The following is a 16,954-nucleotide window of genomic DNA, read 5'->3' as shown; positions in this document are numbered from 1 at the left end:
AGCCCCCCGAGGCGCGGAATTCCTTATGACACTAAGTGGTCTGTATTGACCTCGACGGCACCGTTACCGGTTCGTTATCAAACTGGTCCGATTTACCGTAATGCCGTCAGGCGTCGTCGACCGGAGGTTGTGCCACGATTTGCCAACCTCCACGAATCAGGTGTTCACGTACCCGAGCGACGTCCGATTCGTGCGGAATATCGTCGGTGACCTTGGTGATGAGGACGCCGATGTCGATCGGATCGACCGAACCGGGAAAGACGATCGGATCGACCGGAAGCGGAAAGCCGGCGACGAGATCGTCAGCAAGAACGGCGATCTCGTCGTCGGACAGTTGTCGCCGGAGCAGGGCCATCAAAGGGACGTAGTCCTGCTCCGGCACACCGTTCGGATACCCGGCACGCAGCCAGCCGAGTATCGAAGCCAGAAGTGGTGGAAGACTCAACGAATCGAGCTTCAGTGGTTGTCGAGATCAGCGAGGGGCCACCCGGCGGCAGCAAGGACGGAGGCAACGCGCGCGATGTCCTCGTCCGAGGGAGTCTGGCTCGTCAGATCGGCGATCTGAGCGCTGATCTCGTCGCTCGAGATCACCTGGTCGCTGTTGACGTCGCTCAGTTCTGCGAGTGCAGCGCCGATGGCAATGTCTCGAATTTGCGCGTCCGAGAGTTTGCGTCGTAGCAATGCGACCAGCGGAATGCGGTCCTTGGGCGGTATGCCTTCGGGGTAGCCGGCGCGAAGCCAGTCAAGAATGGATTGAGGAAGGGATGGAGTCGGTGCAGTCACGGTGATGTCTTTCCGCTCGTGAGGGCGCACGGGATCAGAAGATCTCGATGCCGAATGTGTGGCTGAGGAAGCCCTGCATGATGAAGAGGATTCCGGTGACGATCGCGATGAGCACGACCGCGAAGCACACCACTGCGCCTGCCACGGCCAACGGACTGCGAGCCGCGACGGCAGTGCTCCCGCCGCCACTGCCACGTTGTCCGGCGTCGAGCGACTTCAGGCCGATTGCGAAGATCGCCGGTAGTCCGGCGCCCAGCAGGAGGCCGACCAGTACGACCTGCCAGAGCGAGTCGACGGTGTTTTTCAAGATATCCATGTCGATTCCCTCTTTCAGGCTTTGACGTCGGTGGTGACGCGGGCGTCCGGACCGGGGACCTCTGCAGGCACCAGGCCGCCGTCCCACTCGGCGTTGACGTTGCTCGGATCGATGGGCTCCTTGCGGGAGCGCAGGTACATCCAGCCGGCCAACGCGATGAGCACGGCGAAGACGACCAGGACACCGGGCAGGCCGCCGACGATGTTGGCTAGTCCCCAGCACAGAGCGCCGACGATTGCAGCGGACGGAAGAGTGATCAACCAGGCGACCGCCATACGTCCGGCTACACCCCAACGAACTTCGGCGCCCTTGCGTCCCAGACCGGTTCCCATGATGGAACCCGTCGCCACATGGGTGGTGGAGAGCGGAAGGCCGAGGTGGCTGGAAGTGAGAATGATTGCAGCAGAGGATGCTTCGGCTGCCATGCCTTGTGGTGCGGCAATCTCGACAAGTCCCTTGCCGAGTGTCCGGATAACTCGCCAACCGCCGAGGTAGGTTCCGGCAGCGATCGCGAGCGCGCAGGTGAGCTTGACCCAGAACGGCATGTCCGCGTCGGCGGAGATGGTTCCGTGGGCTACTAGGGCGAGGAAGATGACGCCCATGGTCTTCTGTGCGTCGTTGGTGCCGTGGGCAAGGGAAACGAGTGAAGCCGAACCGATCTGGCCGAGTCGGAAACCTTTGTCCTTGGTTTCTTCTCCGACGTTGGAGGTGATGCGGTAGATGAGCCAGGTGCCGGCCGCGGCAACCAAGCCGGCCACGACGGGCGCGAGAACTGCGGGGATGACAACCTTGCTGAGGACCCCGCTCCAGGCGACACCGCTCATTCCGAGGGACGCGATTGCGGCGCCGATCAGTCCGCCGAACAGCGCGTGTGAGGAACTCGAGGGGATGCCGAGCAACCACGTTGCCAGGTTCCAGATGATGCCGCCGACAAGGCCGGCGAAGACGATGGTGAGCAGCGCTTGGCCACCCACATTTCCGAGGTTCACCACACCCTTGGCCACGGTGGCAGCAACCTCTACCGAGAGGAAAGCTCCGACCAGGTTCAAGGAAGCAGACAGAGCGACTGCCACCTTGGGCTTGAGGGCGCCGGTTGCAATCGACGTGGCCATAGCGTTGCCAGTGTCATGAAAACCGTTGGTGAAGTCGAACCCCAGAGCGGTTACGACGACGACGAGGAGAACGATGAGTTCCGCATTCACGAGAAGTCATGTTCCAACACCGGCGGGCCACAAATCGACCTGAGACGGGGTCGTTCCGCGACATTTCCACCACTCGGCACCTGTTGTTCATCTTCGTCCGGATAATTGTCCGTTTTGAAACTCCTGGGGTAGAGAAAATTCATTCGCGTGCATGGTCGTGGAGGTTGTGGAGGCATACGCTCGTTTCATGTCCTTGGGCGAAGAGAAGACGATCTCGGTCACCACATTCCGTAAGAGCGGTGACGCTGTGGCCACGCCGACCTGGGTCGTGCCGCTGTCTGACGGACGTATCGGGTTCTGGACTTCCTCGAAATCGGGTAAGGCCAAGCGGCTGCGGAACAACACACGGGTTACCGTCGTGCCATGCAACAATCGCGGAAAGGTTGCCGACGGTGCGTCGCCGGTCACCGGGACCGCTCAGTTGGTGAGCGGTGGAGCTGAATTCGACGAGATCCGCAGCAAAGTCAAAGCGAAATACGGTGTGATGGTGCCTATTTCGAAATTCTTCAACACCCTCGGTCACATCGGTAATGGTCCGTTCCCGTACGGCGACACCGGCGTGATCATTTCCGTCGACGCGTAGTCGGGATTGCGTAGCGGAGTAGTCTGAAGGTATGGAACCCACGACCGGGCACCTCTGCCTGACGGTTCCACGAATCCTCCGTCAAGGAGCCTCGTCATGGCGCACATCAGCACTCTCGACTACGCAATGGAAGCGCCGCAGCGCCATGTCGGGCAACCTTTCCCGTCGCCGACGCGGACTCCGCGATTCCTGCTTCGTGGGCAAGGTGCCGTCAAGGCATCGGTTGACGGCGCGTGGTTCCCGTGGACCACGAACGTCACGGCGGAGCTTCACGATCTGATATCCGCACTTTCGCTGAGGTTGGGGCCGATCGCGCGGGTTGCGTTCGACTGGAACACGATCAGCAGCGCGCAGCGTCGTATCGACGAGGTCGATGGACTGGAAGTGCGGGGTCCGTACCCTGGCCAGCCCCACGATTTGATGTATCTCGACGACATCTATGGTCGTCAACTCGTTTTGATGATGATTCCGCCGTACACGGATCCGGACCGCGCGTACGAGGTCATGCGGCGGTTGGTGGATCCTGTCCGCAGCGAAATCTATCGGGTGCAGTGAGATCTTTCTGACGTCCGGGGGTCGAATCTCTCGATTCCTGAACATGTGTCCAGTTTGTCTGGTTTGATGGTTCTCGTAACCACGATCTCAGGCGCATTCCTTCAGGTCAGCGCTTGGGCGCGGCAGCTTGACTCCCTGCCGTGTCGTCGGTCCGGCATGTCCACCACCCTCCCACTGTGCGTGAGCGCCGGATCGAATGAAGCCCCGCCCTCCCCACGGGGGTGGGGCTTCTACTTTGTTCGGGCTGAGCGGGGTTCGCATCGCCGAATCCGCCGGGTCGTTCGGAAGTTCGGGACGCCCTGGTCCGTAGCATCGCCACTGTGAACATTTCTCTACTCGGTGCGGCGGGGCTTCAGGACTGCGCCGACAGTGGAATGGACTGTATGGACGGATTTGGGGCGTTCGTTCTTCTGTACGGCGGCGGATTCATTCTCACCTTGATTTGGATTTCCCTGTGTCTTGTCGGAACGGCCGATTTGGTTTCCGTGTCCGGGCGAGTCGGTGTGTGGCGCGCTGTCGCCTTCTCTGTCGGGATTTGGCTTGTGCCCATCGTCGGGTTGAGTGCATGGTTTGTTTACCGACGCTCTCGCCAAATCTCGAAGAAGGTCGGTCCAGATCAAGCCCCCTACTGGACTTGAATGAGACTGACATTTTCACTGAGACCGCACCTAGCCTTGAAACTATGTGGCATCCTGCCGTTCCAGCCAGTTCAAGATCGCTTGGTTGGTCTCTTCGGGTCTTTCTTGTTGGATCCAGTGACCGCAGTCGAGATTGACTACTTCCACATTGGGCACGAACTCTGTCAGGTTCTCAGCTCTCGCGATCGCGTCACGGTCGCCGTAGATCATGAGTGTGGGCTGTTGGATGATCGGGTCCACCTCCGCCAGCAGATGCCAGTTGCGGTCAAGGTTCCTGTACCAGTTCACACTGCCCGTGAATCCTGTCGATTCGAAGGCGGAGACGAATACGGCCAATTCTCTATCGCTCATCAGGGGCTCACCGAGTGGTGTCTCTGCTTTGGCGAGATCGATCAGCGCCATACCCGGCTGAGGTTCCCTGAGGGGTTCGTTCTTCCGGTACAGGTTGCGGAGGAACCGGAAGGTGTTGTCTTCGAACACCGCGTCCGCGACGCCCGGCTGTCGATTGAAATGGACGAAGTAGAAATCACCGCCAAGCACGGCTTCCATGAACTCAATCCACGGCTGCTCTCCGCGATCCTGGTAGGGCAGGCTCAGGTTGATCACTTTGTTTACCCGGTCCGGGTGCAACAGGGTAAGGCCCCACACGACAAAGGCACCCCAATCGTGACCGACAAAGGTGGCATCGTCGTAGCCGTAGTGATCGAGAAGTGCGATGAGATCACCCGCCAAATGTTCGATGTCATAGTCCGTCACTTCGGTCGGGCGTGATGAATTGCCGTAGCCGCGTTGGTTCGGGACGATGACGTGGTAGCCCGCCTCGACAAGGGCGGGCACCTGGTATCGCCAGGAATAGGCGTGCTCTGGCCATCCGTGACACAACACGATGGGTTTCCCGGCATTGTGTCGCCCTGCTTCGAAGACTTCGAGTTCCACGCCGTTCACTGGGATGAGGACGGGCCTGGGGAGGTCGGATGGATTCACGGATGCTCCTTTGAGTCGAGTACCGATCTCGTGTCTGGATCGACCGGTTGCTCCGACGATAGGGAGCATCGTGGACACATAAAGTCCTAGATCGCTGGCAATCTGAAGTAATGCGGAACGATCCCACAGGCCGAGCACTGCAACTGCTCTCGCTCCTTCAGACTCATCGCTTCTGGCACTGTGCCGAACTTGCCGCACGACTCGATGTCACGCAGCGGACGGTGCGCCGCGACATCGATCGCCTACGCGACCTCGGCTATCCGGTCGATTCCACGTCCGGAAAATACGGGGGCTACCGACTTGCAACGGGGGCGCACGTGCCGCCCCTGATCCTCGACGATGACGAGTCCGTGGCGGTAGCCGTCGGACTGCGCTACGCCGCCGAGGCCGCCATCGGCGGCATCGAAGAAACGTCGCTGCGCGCGCTGACGAAGATCGAAACACTCCTGCCCCATCGACTACGCCGACGTGTGTCGGCACTGCATTCGAGCGTCAGTTCCATGCGGCGGGCAGATGACGACATCGTCGATCCCGAAGCACTCAGTGTGCTCGCTGCGGCATGTCGCGACCACGAGCACGTTCGTTTCGACTATCGGCGAGGTGATGGCGAGAGCAGCAGACGACTCGTCGAGTCGCACCGCCTTGTCACGGCGGGACGTCGTTGGTATCTCGTAGCATGGGACCACCATCGTTCGGATTGGCGAACATTTCGACTGGACCGGCTCTCGGAGCCCTGGCTGGCGGGCAGTCATTTCACGCCACGCGAGATCCCGGGCGGTGACGCGGCAGGCTTCGTCGCGAGATCAGTCGGCTCGCCACCCCGTCACCACGATGCAAAACTCGCCATCGAAGCTACGTTCGCCGACCTCGAGGGCGTACTCAGATGGATTGACCACACACCGATCGAGGTGGCAGCGGACCGCTGCCTTGTCCAGATCCGCAGCGAAGATCTCGGCAGGCTCGCCATGACGGTTGCGCGCATTGCGCTCACCGCCCCAGTGGTCGTCATCGAACCAACCGAGCTTGCCGACACCGTCAGTCGGCTCGCCCTTCACCTCAGGGTCTCGCCACCATGACAGTCAGAAGAGGATTGCGCGACAAGACCATTCACGTACAAGTTGCCGCGGGGACGTGTTCCCTGCGCAGGCCCCTCGTCTATCGAGACACGTATCCGATTCCCTCTAGGCTTGGAGAGTAAGTGACCGATTCGAAATCATCGCCGCCGGCTTCCGTCCACCCCCCGACGTGGAAGTTCGACTACCCGATCATCCACGCCGAGACTCGCGAACAGTGGCGAACTTGGTTGACGGTCAATCACACTGCAGGCCGTGGAGTGTGGTTGTGCTCCTGGCGCACCACCACCAGCCGACCACGCTGCCCCTACCCTCAGGCCGTTGAGGAAGCGATCTGCTTTGGGTGGATCGATTCCACCAACACCATCTTCGACGAAGAGCGCAATTTGCAACTGTTCACACCGCGGAGACGCAAGAGTTCCTGGACCCGACTCAACCGCGAACGCGCAGCTGATATGGAGGCGCGTGGCCTCATGACCGCTGCTGGTCGTGGTGCCATTGCTGCCGCGAAATCCACTGGTTGGTGGACGATTCTCGACCAAGTCGAAGACCTCGAGGAACCATCTGACTTGCAGGCGGCGCTGGACCTGGACACGCAAGCGCGAAGCAACTGGGACAGTTTTCCGCCCAGCGCCCGCAAACAGATGCTGTGGTGGATCGTCAGTGCCGCTCGAGACGCAACACGGGCAGGTCGAATCGCCCATATCGTCAACAATGCGGCCATCGGTCAACGTGCCCGCGGCTGATCCGCGATTCGACCGCGTCCGGTATGAAGGCCGGTCATCATCTGTCCGAAGGATCTCCCTCGGACCGAAACAAGTCCACCCGCCCCGCAGAAGCGGGACGGGTGGACTCGGTACTCGCAGGTCTGACTTACGTCAGGATGCGGATCACACGTCGTAGTAGAGCTCGAACTCGTACGGGTGCGGACGCAGGTTGACCGGAGCGATTTCCTGCTCGCGCTTGAGCGAGATCCAGGTCTCGATCAGGTCGGTGGTGAAGACGCCACCCTCGGTCAGGTACTCGTGATCGGCTTCGAGGCGGTTGATGACCGTCTCGAGGCTGGTCGGAGCCTGCGGGATGTTGCGAGCCTCCTCCGGGGGAAGCTCGTAGAGGTCCTTGTCGACCGGAGCCATCGGCTCGATCTTGTTCTTGATGCCGTCCAGGCCGGCCATCATCTGTGCAGCGAAGTTGAGGTACGGGTTACCCGAGGAGTCGGGTGCGCGGAACTCTAGACGCTTTGCCTTCGGGTTGTTGCCCGTGATCGGGATACGGACAGCTGCCGAGCGGTTGCGCTGGCTGTACACGAGGTTGATGGGGGCTTCGTAGCCCGGCACCAGACGGTGGTACGAGTTGATCGTCGGGTTGGTGAAGGCCAACAGCGACGGAGCGTGGTGCAGGATGCCGCCGATGTAGTGGCGAGCCATGTCCGAGAGGCCCGCGTAGCCGGACTCGTCGTGGAAGAGGGGCTTGCCGTCCTTCCACAGGGACTGGTGGACGTGCATGCCCGAACCGTTGTCACCGAAGAGCGGCTTCGGCATGAAGGTGGCGGACTTGCCGTGCTGCCAGCAGGTGTTCTTGACGATGTACTTGAATAGCTGCAGGTCGTCGGCCGCTGCGAGCAGCGTGTTGAACTTGTAGTTGATCTCCTGCTGTCCGCCGGTGCCGACCTCGTGGTGGCCGCGCTCGAGCTCGAAGCCTGCGTTGGTCAGGTTGGTGGAGATTTCGTCGCGCAGGTCCACGTAGTGGTCGTACGGAGCGACGGGGAAGTAGCCACCCTTGGCGCGAACCTTGTAGCCGAGGTTCGGGGAGCCGTCGGCGTTGGTCTCTGCGCCGGTGTTCCAGGAACCGGAGATGGAATCCAATTCGTAGAAAGCGGAGTTCATGCCGGAGTCGTAGCGAACCGAGTCGAAGATGTAGAACTCGGCCTCGGCGCCGAAGAATGCGGTGTCCGCGATGCCGGTGCTGACCAAGTACTCCTCGGCCTTGCGGGCAACGTTGCGCGGGTCGCGGCTGTAGGACTCACGGGTGAACGGGTCGTGCACGAAGAAGTTGATGTTGAGGGTCTTCGCCTTGCGGAAGGGGTCGATCTGCGCCGTGGTGACGTCGGGAAGCAACATCATGTCGGACTCGTGGATCGACTGGAATCCGCGGACCGAAGATCCGTCGAATGCGAGGCCGTCCTCGAACACGTCCTGGTTGAAAGCAGACGCCGGGATCGAGAAGTGCTGCTGGACGCCGGGCAGGTCGCTGAACCGAATGTCGACGTACTCGATGTTCTCGTCCGCGATGTACTTGATGACCTCTTCGGCCGTGGTGAACGCCACGCTTGTGCTCCTTAAGTCGCTTCAGCCAAGTGATGTCGGTTGAATCCGTCGAGGCAGACGGTAGGGAGCTGGTGTTGCCCGCTCGTCAACCCTTTGTTTCGGCAGTGTTACGCGTCGCAGCATCCTGGGGATTTCCGAAGTCCATGTGACCGGCCACACAGTTAAAACCCGGCAAATCTGGACTACGGTGCTGCGACGCCTATCCTGGACAGCATGGCACGTATCACCGGAACTTGGCTCTCTGGGCCGCAAGCAGCTTTGCCGAAGAGCGCGGACGGCCGTGAGCAGTCGTACCGTGGCGAGTTCCTCGGTTTCCCTCAGGAGGGTCCGGGTTCGCTGGTCGGTTCGGGCCGTCGTATCGCGGCACTGTTGGTGGATTGGGTGATGGCTGTGGGAGTGGCCTCGCTCATCACCGGCGACTTCTTCGACGGTATGACCTCGACTGTCACGCTGATGGTGTGGTTCGCCGTCGGTGTCGTCACCGTGGCTCTGTTCAACTTCACCCCGGGGCAGTTCGTCCTCGGACTTCAGGTTGCGCGTATCGAAGGCCCGATCCGAGTGGGCTTCGTGCGCGCGCTCGGACGTCAGGCACTGCTTGTGTTCGTGATTCCCGCGACCATCACCGACATCGACGGTCGCGGTATGCAGGACCGCGCGACCGGCACTTTGCTCGTGAAATCGCGCTGACACAAATTTCTCGAAGTAAAGAAAGACCCGGGTCCGTGTGGGCCCGGGTCTTTCGTTTTGCTGTGGGGGAGTGTCAGCGACGACGAATGGTTCGCTGCATTCCCTTCATCTTCGCGCCTCCGGGCATCGGGCCCTTGGGAAGCGCTGCTCCGCCGCCGCGTGCGCTCAGTGCAGCGAGGCGACCTTCGATGTTGTCCATGCGCTTGGTGTCGATGTTGCGGGGCAACTTGTTCAAGTAGCGCTGGAGCTGCGAGAGCGGAACCTGGCCCTCGTCGTTGCCGATGATGATGTCGTAGATCGGGGTGTCGCCGATGAGGCGGGCGGTCTTCTTCTTCTCCTGCGCGAGGAGGCCCTTGACGCGTTGCGGCGAACCTTCGGCGACGAGGATGACACCCGGCCGTCCGACGACGCGGTGAACGGCATCGAGTTGGGTAGTGCCGGCGACGGCATTCGTGACGCGCCACGCACCCTGCATGTTGTCGAGCGCCCACGCAGCGGCACCGGCCTGACCTTCAGCCTTCTTGTACACCGATTTCTGGACGCGACGACCGAAGATGATGAAGGCGCCGAGGAGACCGAGAACGATGCCGATCGGCAGCAGGAACCACTGAAGGCCCCAGATGAGGCCGACCAGGAAGAAGACCAGAGCCGCACCGACGAGGGTGCCGATCATCAGCGGCAGGAGGAGCTTGTCGTCCTTGCGCTGCATCTGGAATGCCTGCCAGAGCTGAGTTCTACGTTCCTTGGAAGCCTGCTTGCGGGCAGCCTTCGCTGCAGCCTTTGCCTCTTTGGTGGGTTTGCCCTTACCGGATTTGCTGCCGTTCGCCATGTACCCAGGATACGTCCATTGCTGTGCGCCTTTACTAACCGCCCGCGGTTAATAAAGGCGCACAGCAAAAAGTGGATCAGCGATTCAGGCGCGCCATGAGTGAGCTGGCTTCCTGGGAAGCGTCGCCGCCCTCGGTCAGATGACGCTGCGCCTCGGGAAGTTCGCGGCCGTGATGTGCCATGGCCTGCGCATACAGGCGGCCGGCGCGGTACGACGAGCGAACCAACGGACCGGCCATGACGCCGGCGAAGCCCATCTCTTCTGCAGCCTTCGAGTGTGCGACGAACTCCTCGGGCTTGACCCACCGCTCGACGGGGTGGTGCCGGGGCGAGGGGCGCAGGTACTGGGTGATGGTGAGGATGTCGCAACCGGCGGCGTGGAGATCTGCCATCGCCTCGGTGACCTCTTCAGGGGTTTCGCCCATGCCGAGGATCAGGTTGGACTTGGTGACCAGTCCGTAGTCGCGTGCTGCGGTGATGACGTCGAGGCTGCGCTGGTACCGGAATGCCGGACGGATCCGCTTGAAGATGCGGGGGACGGTCTCGAGGTTGTGTGCGAGTACCTCGGGGCGTGAGGCGAAGACCTCGTCGAGCAGTTCGGGCTTGCCGTTGAAGTCCGGAACCAGGTTCTCGACGCCGGTGCCCGGGTTGAGTTCGTGGATCTTGCGGACGGTCTCGGCGTAGAGCCAGGCGCCGCCGTCGGGGAGGTCGTCGCGGGCGACGCCGGTGATCGTGGAGTACCGAAGGCCCATGGCCTGAACGCTTTCCGCGACGCGACGGGGCTCGTCGCGGTCGAGGGCTTCGGGCTTGCCGGTGTCGATCTGGCAGAAGTCGCAGCGGCGTGTGCACTGCTCACCGCCGATCAGGAACGTGGCTTCGCGGTCTTCCCAGCACTCGTAGATGTTGGGGCAGCCCGCTTCCTCGCAGACGGTGTGCAAACCTTCACGCTTGACCAGGCCCTTGAGCTCCGTGTACTCGGGGCCCATCTTTGCTCGGGTCTTGATCCAGTTGGGTTTGCGTTCGATGGGCGTCTCCGCGTTTCGGATCTCGAGACGGAGCAGCTTACGTCCTTCTGGGGCGATAGTCACGACAGTGATCCTACGCCCGGTGATTACTGCAACGGGGTTCGGGCGAGCCCGTCAGCTGTACTGAACGGTAGTAAAAGTCGGAGTAGGCGAGGCGCTTTCGAAGGTGACGCGCTCGACGTTCCGTTCGGTGACGGGCATGGTTCCGTCGAGAGCAGCGATCACTGCCTCGGTCACAGCGGGAGTGACTTCGTCCACGGTGACGTCGCGACCGAGTTCATGCGACAGCGTCGTGACCCCGGCGTCACGGATGCCGCAGGGAATGATGTTGTCGAATCCGGTCAGGACCGAATTGCAGTTCAGGGAGAAGCCGTGCAGTGCCACGCCCCGTTGGACGCGCACGCCGATGGCAGAAACCTTGCGCTCGGGCTTCCAATGCTCGTTTGCGAGTTCGGCAGGCAGCCAGACGCCGGAGCGGCCTTCGATGCGCCCGCAGTTCAGGCCGAGGTCCGTGCACACCGTGATCAGTGCTTCCTCGATGCGTCGGACATACCGCACCACGTCGATGGGCTCGGCCAGTTTCACGATCGGATATCCCACCAGCTGGCCGGGGCCGTGCCAGGTGATCTTCCCGCCGCGGTCGACGTCGATGACAGGCGTGCCGTCGACGGGACGATCTTCGGGTTCCGTGCGTCGTCCTGCCGTGTACACCGGCGGGTGTTCGAGGAGCAGTAGCGTGTCCGGTCCGATGTCGTCCGCCCGCGCAGCCGCGAGCTCACGCTGGCGGTCCCACGCGGCGTTGTAGTCGATCGAACCGAGTTGCTCGACGGCGATCGGCAGTTTCGAGAACCGGGCGGAAACGGCAGCGCTGCTCATGGACGTAGAGATTACGCCCGACTTCGGAATCAACCGAGTGCGGCCGCCAGCGCTTCGCCGATCGTGTTGTGGCGGAAAGAGAATCCCGCCTTTTCCAAAGCTGCGGGAATGGCGCGCTGGCCACCGAGGATGCCGCTCTTGGCGAATTCTCCGATCAACGCTTCGAGTGCGAACCCGGGAACGATCCAGGGAGCCGGGCGGTGGACCGCACGGGACATGGCGTCATTGAACTGGGCATTGGTGACAGGGGCCGGACCGGTCAGGTTGACGGGACCGGAGAGTTCGGAATTCGTGAGCGCGAACTTGATCGCGTCGCACTCGTCCTCGAGTGAGATCCACGGAAAGTACTGGCGACCGTTGCCCAGTCGCCCGCCGAGGCCGAACGAATAAAGGCGCCGAAGCCGACCGAGCATGCCCCCATGAGGTGAAATCACGACGCCGGACCGCAGATTGACGACGCGGGCGCCCGCCGCACGCGCCGGTTCGGTGGCAAGTTCCCAATCGCGACACGTCGTGGCGAGAAAGTCTGTGCCTGCCGGCGAATCCTCGTCGACGATCTTGTCGCCGGTGTCGCCGTAATAGCCGACGGCGCTCGCGTTGGCGAGGACGGGAACCTTCTGACTCGCGACCGCTTCGGCCAAGACGTCGGTCGCGACGATGCGGCTGTCACGGATCGCTTGCTTGTAGGAACCCGACCACCGTTTGTCGCCGATGCCGACGCCGCAGAGGTTCACGACGGCGTCGGCGCCCTGCAGGACGGAGAGGTCCAGACGGTCGTGGTCCGGGTCCCAACGCGATTCGTCGGGGCCGGCGGTCGAGCGTCGCACCAGACGCACCACGTCGTGGTTGTCGGAGCGCAACGATGACACCAAGGCCGTTCCGATCAAACCGGACGAGCCGGCGATGACTACTCGCATTCGGAAAGCCTCCTTCGATTCAGCGTGCTTCGATATCCGAACGTATATCTCCGACCGTACTGAAAAAGCCGGGGCGCCACCTCCTGATGGAGATGACGCCCCGGCCGGCCGAGCAGTTGCTTACAGGCCCAGATCAGCTTCGAACGAGGCTTCTTCCAACCGCTGCTTCACAGTGGTGAGGAATCGGCCGGCGTCGGCGCCGTCGACCAGACGGTGATCGTAGGTCAGCGGCAAGTAGATCATCGAGCGAACGCCGATGGACTCGTTGCCGTTCTCGTCGGTGACCACCATCGGGCGCTTGACGATCGCGCCGGTTCCGAGCATGGCCGCCTGCGGCGGTACCAGGATCGGGGTGTCGAACAGCGCGCCCTGGCTGCCGATGTTGGTGATGGTGAAGGTGCCACCCGAGAGCTCGTCCGGCTTCAGGCCACCCGAGCGTGCACGCTTGGCGATGTCGGCGATGGCGCGGGCCAAGCCGGCCAGGCCGAGATCGCCGGCGTTGTGGATGACGGGGGAGAGCAAGCCCTGATCGGTGTCCACTGCGATGCCGAGGTGTTCAGCGTCGTAGTAGGTGATCTGCTTGGCAGCCTCGTCGTAGCTTGCGTTGATGTTCGGGTGCGACTTCAGCGCCTCGACGACTGCCTTGGCGAAGAACGGAAGGAACGTCAGGTTGACGCCTTCGCGCTCGATGAAGCCGGCCTTGGCACGGGCCCGCAGGGCGACGATCTTGGTGACGTCCACCTCGAAGGTCTGCGTGAGCTGAGCGGTGTTCTGCAGCGACTCACGTGTCTTGGTGGCCGTGATCTGCCGAATACGGTTGGCCTTCTGCGTGGTTCCACGCAGGTGTGCCAGTTCGGGTCGGACGCCTGCGGCTGCGGTGGCGGCCGGTGCGGCCGCGGGTGCTGCAGCAGGAGCAGCGGCGGCGGGAGCCTTCTTGGCCTCCGCAGCGGCGAGCACATCCTGCTTGCGGATGCGGCCGCCGACGCCGGTGCCGGTGACGGTCGCGAGGTCGACGCCGTTGTCCGTGGCGAGCTTGCGCACGAGCGGGGTGACGTACGGGCTGCTGTCACCGGACGCTGCGGGGGCAGCCGCCGGTGCGGGAGCCGCAGCAGGCTTCGGAGCGGGTGCGGCCGGTGCGGCGGCAGGCTTGGGTGCTTCAGCCTTGGGTGCTTCGGCCTTCGGAGCTTCGGCCTTGGGGGCAGGGGGTGCTGCCGGTGCTGCGGGAGCGGCCTTGGGTGCCGGTGCCGCGGCGGGTGCGCCGGAGCCGACGACGGCCAGCTGGCCACCGATCTCGACGGTGTCGTCTTCCTGCGCATTGATCTCGAGCAGGATTCCGGCGACGGGGGACGGGATCTCTGTGTCGACCTTGTCGGTCGAGACCTCGAGCAGCGCCTCGTCGACGGCAACCTCGTCGCCGACAGCCTTGAGCCAGCGGGTGACGGTGCCTTCGGTGACGGACTCGCCGAGGGCGGGCATCGTCACGGCGGTACCTTCAGCGGAACCGCTCGAAGCAGCGGGTGCCTCGGCAGCGGGAGCTTCTTCAGCGGGAGCTTCGGCAGCCGGCGCTTCCTCGGCGGGAGCTTCCTCGGCGGCGGGGGCGGGTGCCTCTGCCGCGGGTGCTGCGGCTTCGCCGGCTTCACCGATCTGGGCGAGCTCGCCACCGATTTCCACGGTGTCGTCTTCCTGCGCGACGATCTTGGTCAGGACGCCGGCGACGGGAGACGGAATCTCGGTGTCGACCTTGTCCGTGGAGACTTCGAGCAAGGGTTCGTCGACTTCGACCGTGTCTCCTTCCTGCTTGAGCCACCGTGTGACAGTTCCCTCGGTGACGCTCTCACCTAGGGCTGGCATCTGGACGGAGAAGGCCATGTCTTTTGACTCCTCGACAGTTGTGTTCGGGTTGTTGAATTTTGTCGACTTGTGGTCGTAATGCATTGTGCTCGAGTGGCGCGCGACGTGCGGCTACTTGTAGCTATTTTGCCGATGTCGACGCGCGAGCGCGGCGTCACCGTCGTTCATCTTTCCATTGATACGCCGGGCGTGTCCGATGAGGGGGATGCCGTCCGTTTCGGGTGTGTCGGCTACTGGCGAGTAGGTATGCGTCGGGGGTCCGGCTGTAACGTCGGAAGCGGACCAAACGGTATGTCGTGCGCAGGCACAACGGACATCGCCTGGCAAACTTGACATATCGCCGGGGTGCATCCGCGGCGTCGGTACCGAGGAGGGTACGACCGTGGGACTGTTCGATCGTTTCAAGCGTCCGCCGAGTGCGGCTCAGGCCGCAGCGCAAAGTGATGCGGATCATCTGGCGAATTGGGCGCACTCGCACGAAGGCGTCGAGGCCTATGTGGAACCGCAGACGACGGTGACCGAGGTGACCGTCGTCCTGGTTGCGAAGGACGGGGAGTGGACTCGTCGTCGTGTCGGCGGCGAACGTGGTGCCCGCAAATTGGGACAGGACCTGAAGATCCCGGTCTACGACGTCCGCAAGACGGGATATCCGCAGCGTATGCGCGATCACGACGAACGTAAGCGAATCGAACGCAAGCGGGCCCGAGAGCAGGAATTACGCGACGGCGCCTGAACTGCTGTGCGCCTTTATTAACCGCGGGGGGTTAATAAAGGCGCACAGCAAGGGGTCAGCCGTTTACCGCGATGTCCTCCAGGACCGAGATCATCGTGCGAACGGGAACGCCGGTACCGCCCTTGCCGGTGTAACCCCACGGCCCTGACGTGTTGTAGGCCGGACCCGCGACGTCGATGTGCGCCCACTGGACACCCTCGGGAACGAATTCCTTGAGGTAGTGAGCTGCGACCAGCATGCCGCCCCAGCGGTGCGGGGTGACATTGGCCATGTCGGCGACCTTGGAGTCGAGATCTCCGCGCAATTCCTCCGGCAGCGGCATGGCCCAGCCGTTCTCGCCGACGCTCTGCGAGATGGAGGCGACGCGGTCACGGAACTCGTCGGTGCCCATGACTCCGGGGGTGCGGTTGCCGAGCGCGACCATCTGCGCACCGGTCAGGGTGGCGGTGTCGATCATGTAGTCGGGATCGTCCTCACCCGCGCGAACCATCGCGTCGGCAAGAATCAAACGGCCCTCGGCGTCGGTGTTGACGACCTCGATGGTGATTCCGCCGTACTGGGTCAGCACGTCGCCGGGACGCTGCGCGGTCGCGGACGGCATGTTCTCGGCCATCGGTACGTATGCGACGACGTTGACGGGCAGGCCGAGCTTGGCGGCAAGCACGACGGTGGAGATGACGGCTGCGGCGCCGCCCATGTCCGAGGTCATGTTCTCCATCCCGGCGGCGGGCTTGATGGAGATTCCGCCGGTGTCGAAGGTGATGCCCTTGCCCACCAGTGCGACCTTGCGGGCACCACGCTTCTTCGACGCGTATTCGAGGCGGACGAGACGCGGCTGGCGTGACGAGCCCTTGCCGACGCCGATGATTCCGCCGTAGCCACCCTTCTCGAGTGCCTTCTCGTCGAGAACCTGGACGGTGAGCCCGGCCTCGACGCCCAGTGCCTTCGCGCGCGCGGCGAACTCGGCGGGGTAGAGGTGGCTCGGGGGAGTGTTGACGAACTCGCGTGCGGTGGCGACGGCCTCGGCGATGGCGGCCGACCGTGCCAGCGTCGCTTTGGTCTCCTTCGTGCGCGGCGACGGCACCAGAAGTTCGACGCGGGCCAGTGGCTGCGAATCGGGACCGGGAGCCGTCATGGACGACTTGAATTCGGTGAAGCTGTACGCGCCCAACGCAAATCCCTCGGCGGCTGCACCGAGGTCGAGGATCGAGAGCGTGGTTGCGACGGTGTCGATGCCGGACAACGAGCGAGCTGCGGCGCCGGCGGACTTACGGATCTGCTCGCTGCCGAGCTTGTCGGCAGAGCCGAGTCCGACGGCGAGAACGCTGGTGACCGACAGTTCGCTCGGTGCCGGGACACGAGTGAGCTGCTCGGGCTTGCCCGTGGCGCCGACGGCGATGAGGCTGTCGAGGATCTCGGCGAGTACGTCTTCGGCGACGATGCCTTCGCTGAGTGCGATTTCGGGGCCGTCCGGACCCGACGTCAGACCGACGACCAGTATCTCTGCGCGCTTGGCGACTGTGCCGGCGAGAACGAGGTCGGGTCCCAACGATCGGGCTGTGCGAGTGCTCAAGGT

Annotated in this window: 18 protein-coding genes; 6 read left to right on the top strand and 12 right to left on the bottom strand. The window is 62.9% G+C overall.

Going from position 1 to position 16,954, the window contains the following annotated elements; translation table 11 throughout:
* Nucleotides 1-106: 106 nt before the first annotated feature.
* The 4 genes from G9U53_RS14375 to G9U53_RS14360 are packed head-to-tail and all read right to left on the bottom strand — an operon-like array spanning nucleotide 107 to nucleotide 2,301.
* Nucleotides 107-445, bottom strand: coding sequence for a DUF3349 domain-containing protein (locus tag G9U53_RS14375; RefSeq protein ID WP_165638820.1), 339 nt, complete (start codon nucleotides 443-445; stop codon nucleotides 107-109).
* A gap of 11 nt (nucleotides 446-456) precedes the next feature.
* Nucleotides 457-789 carry a DUF3349 domain-containing protein gene (locus tag G9U53_RS14370; RefSeq protein WP_037129727.1) on the bottom strand — a complete coding sequence of 111 codons (333 nt, stop codon included), beginning with the start codon at nucleotides 787-789 and terminating at the stop codon, nucleotides 457-459.
* A 28-nt stretch (nucleotides 790-817) separates the two neighbouring features.
* On the bottom strand, nucleotides 818-1,099 hold the full coding sequence (locus G9U53_RS14365; protein ID WP_003941641.1) for a hypothetical protein: 282 nt from the start codon (nucleotides 1,097-1,099) through the stop codon (nucleotides 818-820).
* A gap of 14 nt (nucleotides 1,100-1,113) precedes the next feature.
* Nucleotides 1,114-2,301, bottom strand: coding sequence for an inorganic phosphate transporter (locus tag G9U53_RS14360; RefSeq protein ID WP_003941590.1), 1,188 nt, complete (start codon nucleotides 2,299-2,301; stop codon nucleotides 1,114-1,116).
* A gap of 187 nt (nucleotides 2,302-2,488) precedes the next feature.
* Here G9U53_RS14360 and G9U53_RS14355 point away from each other — a divergent pair, with 187 nt between their 5' ends.
* Together G9U53_RS14355 and G9U53_RS14350 are read left to right on the top strand one after the other, a co-directional pair.
* A complete protein-coding gene (locus G9U53_RS14355; RefSeq protein ID WP_165638819.1) occupies nucleotides 2,489-2,884 on the top strand; it encodes a PPOX class F420-dependent oxidoreductase in 396 nt (131 codons plus the stop codon).
* Between the two features lie 96 nt (nucleotides 2,885-2,980).
* Nucleotides 2,981-3,439 (top strand): DUF5994 family protein, encoded by a 459-nt coding sequence (locus G9U53_RS14350; protein WP_054832002.1) that lies wholly within the window; start codon nucleotides 2,981-2,983, stop codon nucleotides 3,437-3,439.
* 680 nt (nucleotides 3,440-4,119) lie between these two features.
* Here G9U53_RS14350 and G9U53_RS14340 read toward each other — a convergent pair.
* Entirely contained in the window at nucleotides 4,120-5,061 is a 942-nt protein-coding gene (locus G9U53_RS14340; protein ID WP_165638818.1) for an alpha/beta hydrolase, read from the bottom strand.
* Between the two features lie 110 nt (nucleotides 5,062-5,171).
* Between G9U53_RS14340 and G9U53_RS14335 the strand changes: the two genes are divergently transcribed.
* Entirely contained in the window at nucleotides 5,172-6,137 is a 966-nt protein-coding gene (locus tag G9U53_RS14335) for a YafY family protein (protein WP_042921865.1), read from the top strand.
* Between the two features lie 122 nt (nucleotides 6,138-6,259).
* Nucleotides 6,260-6,880: a YdeI/OmpD-associated family protein gene (locus tag G9U53_RS34180; protein ID WP_165638817.1), complete on the top strand. Its 621-nt coding sequence runs from the start codon at nucleotides 6,260-6,262 to the stop codon at nucleotides 6,878-6,880.
* A gap of 144 nt (nucleotides 6,881-7,024) precedes the next feature.
* Here the strand turns inward: G9U53_RS34180 and glnA are convergent, their stop codons facing one another.
* On the bottom strand, nucleotides 7,025-8,461 hold the full coding sequence (glnA, locus tag G9U53_RS14325; RefSeq protein ID WP_003941609.1) for a type I glutamate--ammonia ligase: 1,437 nt from the start codon (nucleotides 8,459-8,461) through the stop codon (nucleotides 7,025-7,027).
* A gap of 213 nt (nucleotides 8,462-8,674) precedes the next feature.
* Between glnA and G9U53_RS14320 the strand changes: the two genes are divergently transcribed.
* The gene (locus G9U53_RS14320) at nucleotides 8,675-9,148 is read left to right on the top strand and encodes an RDD family protein (RefSeq protein WP_047887991.1); all 474 of its coding nucleotides are present in this window, start codon (nucleotides 8,675-8,677) and stop codon (nucleotides 9,146-9,148) included.
* Nucleotides 9,149-9,221: 73 nt separating this feature from the next.
* Here G9U53_RS14320 and G9U53_RS14315 read toward each other — a convergent pair whose 3' ends face one another.
* From G9U53_RS14315 to sucB, 5 genes are all read right to left on the bottom strand, one after another.
* Nucleotides 9,222-9,977, bottom strand: coding sequence for a DUF4191 domain-containing protein (locus G9U53_RS14315; RefSeq protein WP_003941625.1), 756 nt, complete (start codon nucleotides 9,975-9,977; stop codon nucleotides 9,222-9,224).
* A gap of 76 nt (nucleotides 9,978-10,053) precedes the next feature.
* The gene (lipA, locus tag G9U53_RS14310; RefSeq protein ID WP_003941610.1) at nucleotides 10,054-11,064 is read right to left on the bottom strand and encodes a lipoyl synthase; all 1,011 of its coding nucleotides are present in this window, start codon (nucleotides 11,062-11,064) and stop codon (nucleotides 10,054-10,056) included.
* Nucleotides 11,065-11,115: 51 nt separating this feature from the next.
* Nucleotides 11,116-11,877 carry a lipoyl(octanoyl) transferase LipB gene (gene lipB, locus G9U53_RS14305; RefSeq protein WP_165638816.1) on the bottom strand — a complete coding sequence of 254 codons (762 nt, stop codon included), beginning with the start codon at nucleotides 11,875-11,877 and terminating at the stop codon, nucleotides 11,116-11,118.
* 29 nt (nucleotides 11,878-11,906) lie between these two features.
* Nucleotides 11,907-12,794 carry a TIGR01777 family oxidoreductase gene (locus G9U53_RS14300; RefSeq protein WP_003941584.1) on the bottom strand — a complete coding sequence of 296 codons (888 nt, stop codon included), beginning with the start codon at nucleotides 12,792-12,794 and terminating at the stop codon, nucleotides 11,907-11,909.
* Nucleotides 12,795-12,914: 120 nt separating this feature from the next.
* A complete protein-coding gene (gene sucB, locus G9U53_RS14295) occupies nucleotides 12,915-14,663 on the bottom strand; it encodes a 2-oxoglutarate dehydrogenase, E2 component, dihydrolipoamide succinyltransferase (RefSeq protein ID WP_058039509.1) in 1,749 nt (582 codons plus the stop codon).
* 364 nt (nucleotides 14,664-15,027) lie between these two features.
* Between sucB and G9U53_RS14290 the strand changes: the two genes are divergently transcribed.
* A complete protein-coding gene (locus G9U53_RS14290) occupies nucleotides 15,028-15,378 on the top strand; it encodes a hypothetical protein (protein ID WP_003941713.1) in 351 nt (116 codons plus the stop codon).
* A gap of 55 nt (nucleotides 15,379-15,433) precedes the next feature.
* On the opposite strand, the gene G9U53_RS14285 is transcribed toward G9U53_RS14290, so the two are convergent.
* Nucleotides 15,434-16,951 carry a leucyl aminopeptidase gene (locus G9U53_RS14285; protein ID WP_019748919.1) on the bottom strand — a complete coding sequence of 506 codons (1,518 nt, stop codon included), beginning with the start codon at nucleotides 16,949-16,951 and terminating at the stop codon, nucleotides 15,434-15,436.
* Nucleotides 16,952-16,954: the final 3 nt, after the last annotated feature.

The sequence above is a fragment of the Rhodococcus sp. D-46 genome (genome assembly GCF_011290655.1).
GTDB classification, from domain to species: domain Bacteria; phylum Actinomycetota; class Actinomycetes; order Mycobacteriales; family Mycobacteriaceae; genus Rhodococcus_F; species Rhodococcus_F qingshengii.
The sequence above is the reverse complement of the archived record's forward strand: the minus strand, read 5'-3'. Positions and strand labels throughout refer to the sequence as shown.

Bases quoted from the DNA above. Each gene is read 5' to 3' on its own strand.
- G9U53_RS14365 (WP_003941641.1), bottom strand. From the start codon at position 1,099: ATGGATATCTTGAAAAACACCGTCGACTCGCTCTGGCAGGTCGTACTG.
- G9U53_RS14335 (WP_042921865.1), top strand. From the start codon at position 5,172: ATGCGGAACGATCCCACAGGCCGAGCACTGCAACTGCTCTCGCTCCTT.
- sucB (WP_058039509.1), bottom strand. From the start codon at position 14,663: ATGGCCTTCTCCGTCCAGATGCCAGCCCTAGGTGAGAGCGTCACCGAG.
- G9U53_RS14350 (WP_054832002.1), top strand. From the start codon at position 2,981: ATGGCGCACATCAGCACTCTCGACTACGCAATGGAAGCGCCGCAGCGC.
- G9U53_RS14355 (WP_165638819.1), top strand. From the start codon at position 2,489: ATGTCCTTGGGCGAAGAGAAGACGATCTCGGTCACCACATTCCGTAAG.
- lipB (WP_165638816.1), bottom strand. From the start codon at position 11,877: ATGAGCAGCGCTGCCGTTTCCGCCCGGTTCTCGAAACTGCCGATCGCC.
- G9U53_RS14320 (WP_047887991.1), top strand. From the start codon at position 8,675: ATGGCACGTATCACCGGAACTTGGCTCTCTGGGCCGCAAGCAGCTTTG.
- G9U53_RS14300 (WP_003941584.1), bottom strand. From the start codon at position 12,794: ATGCGAGTAGTCATCGCCGGCTCGTCCGGTTTGATCGGAACGGCCTTG.
- G9U53_RS14315 (WP_003941625.1), bottom strand. From the start codon at position 9,977: ATGGCGAACGGCAGCAAATCCGGTAAGGGCAAACCCACCAAAGAGGCA.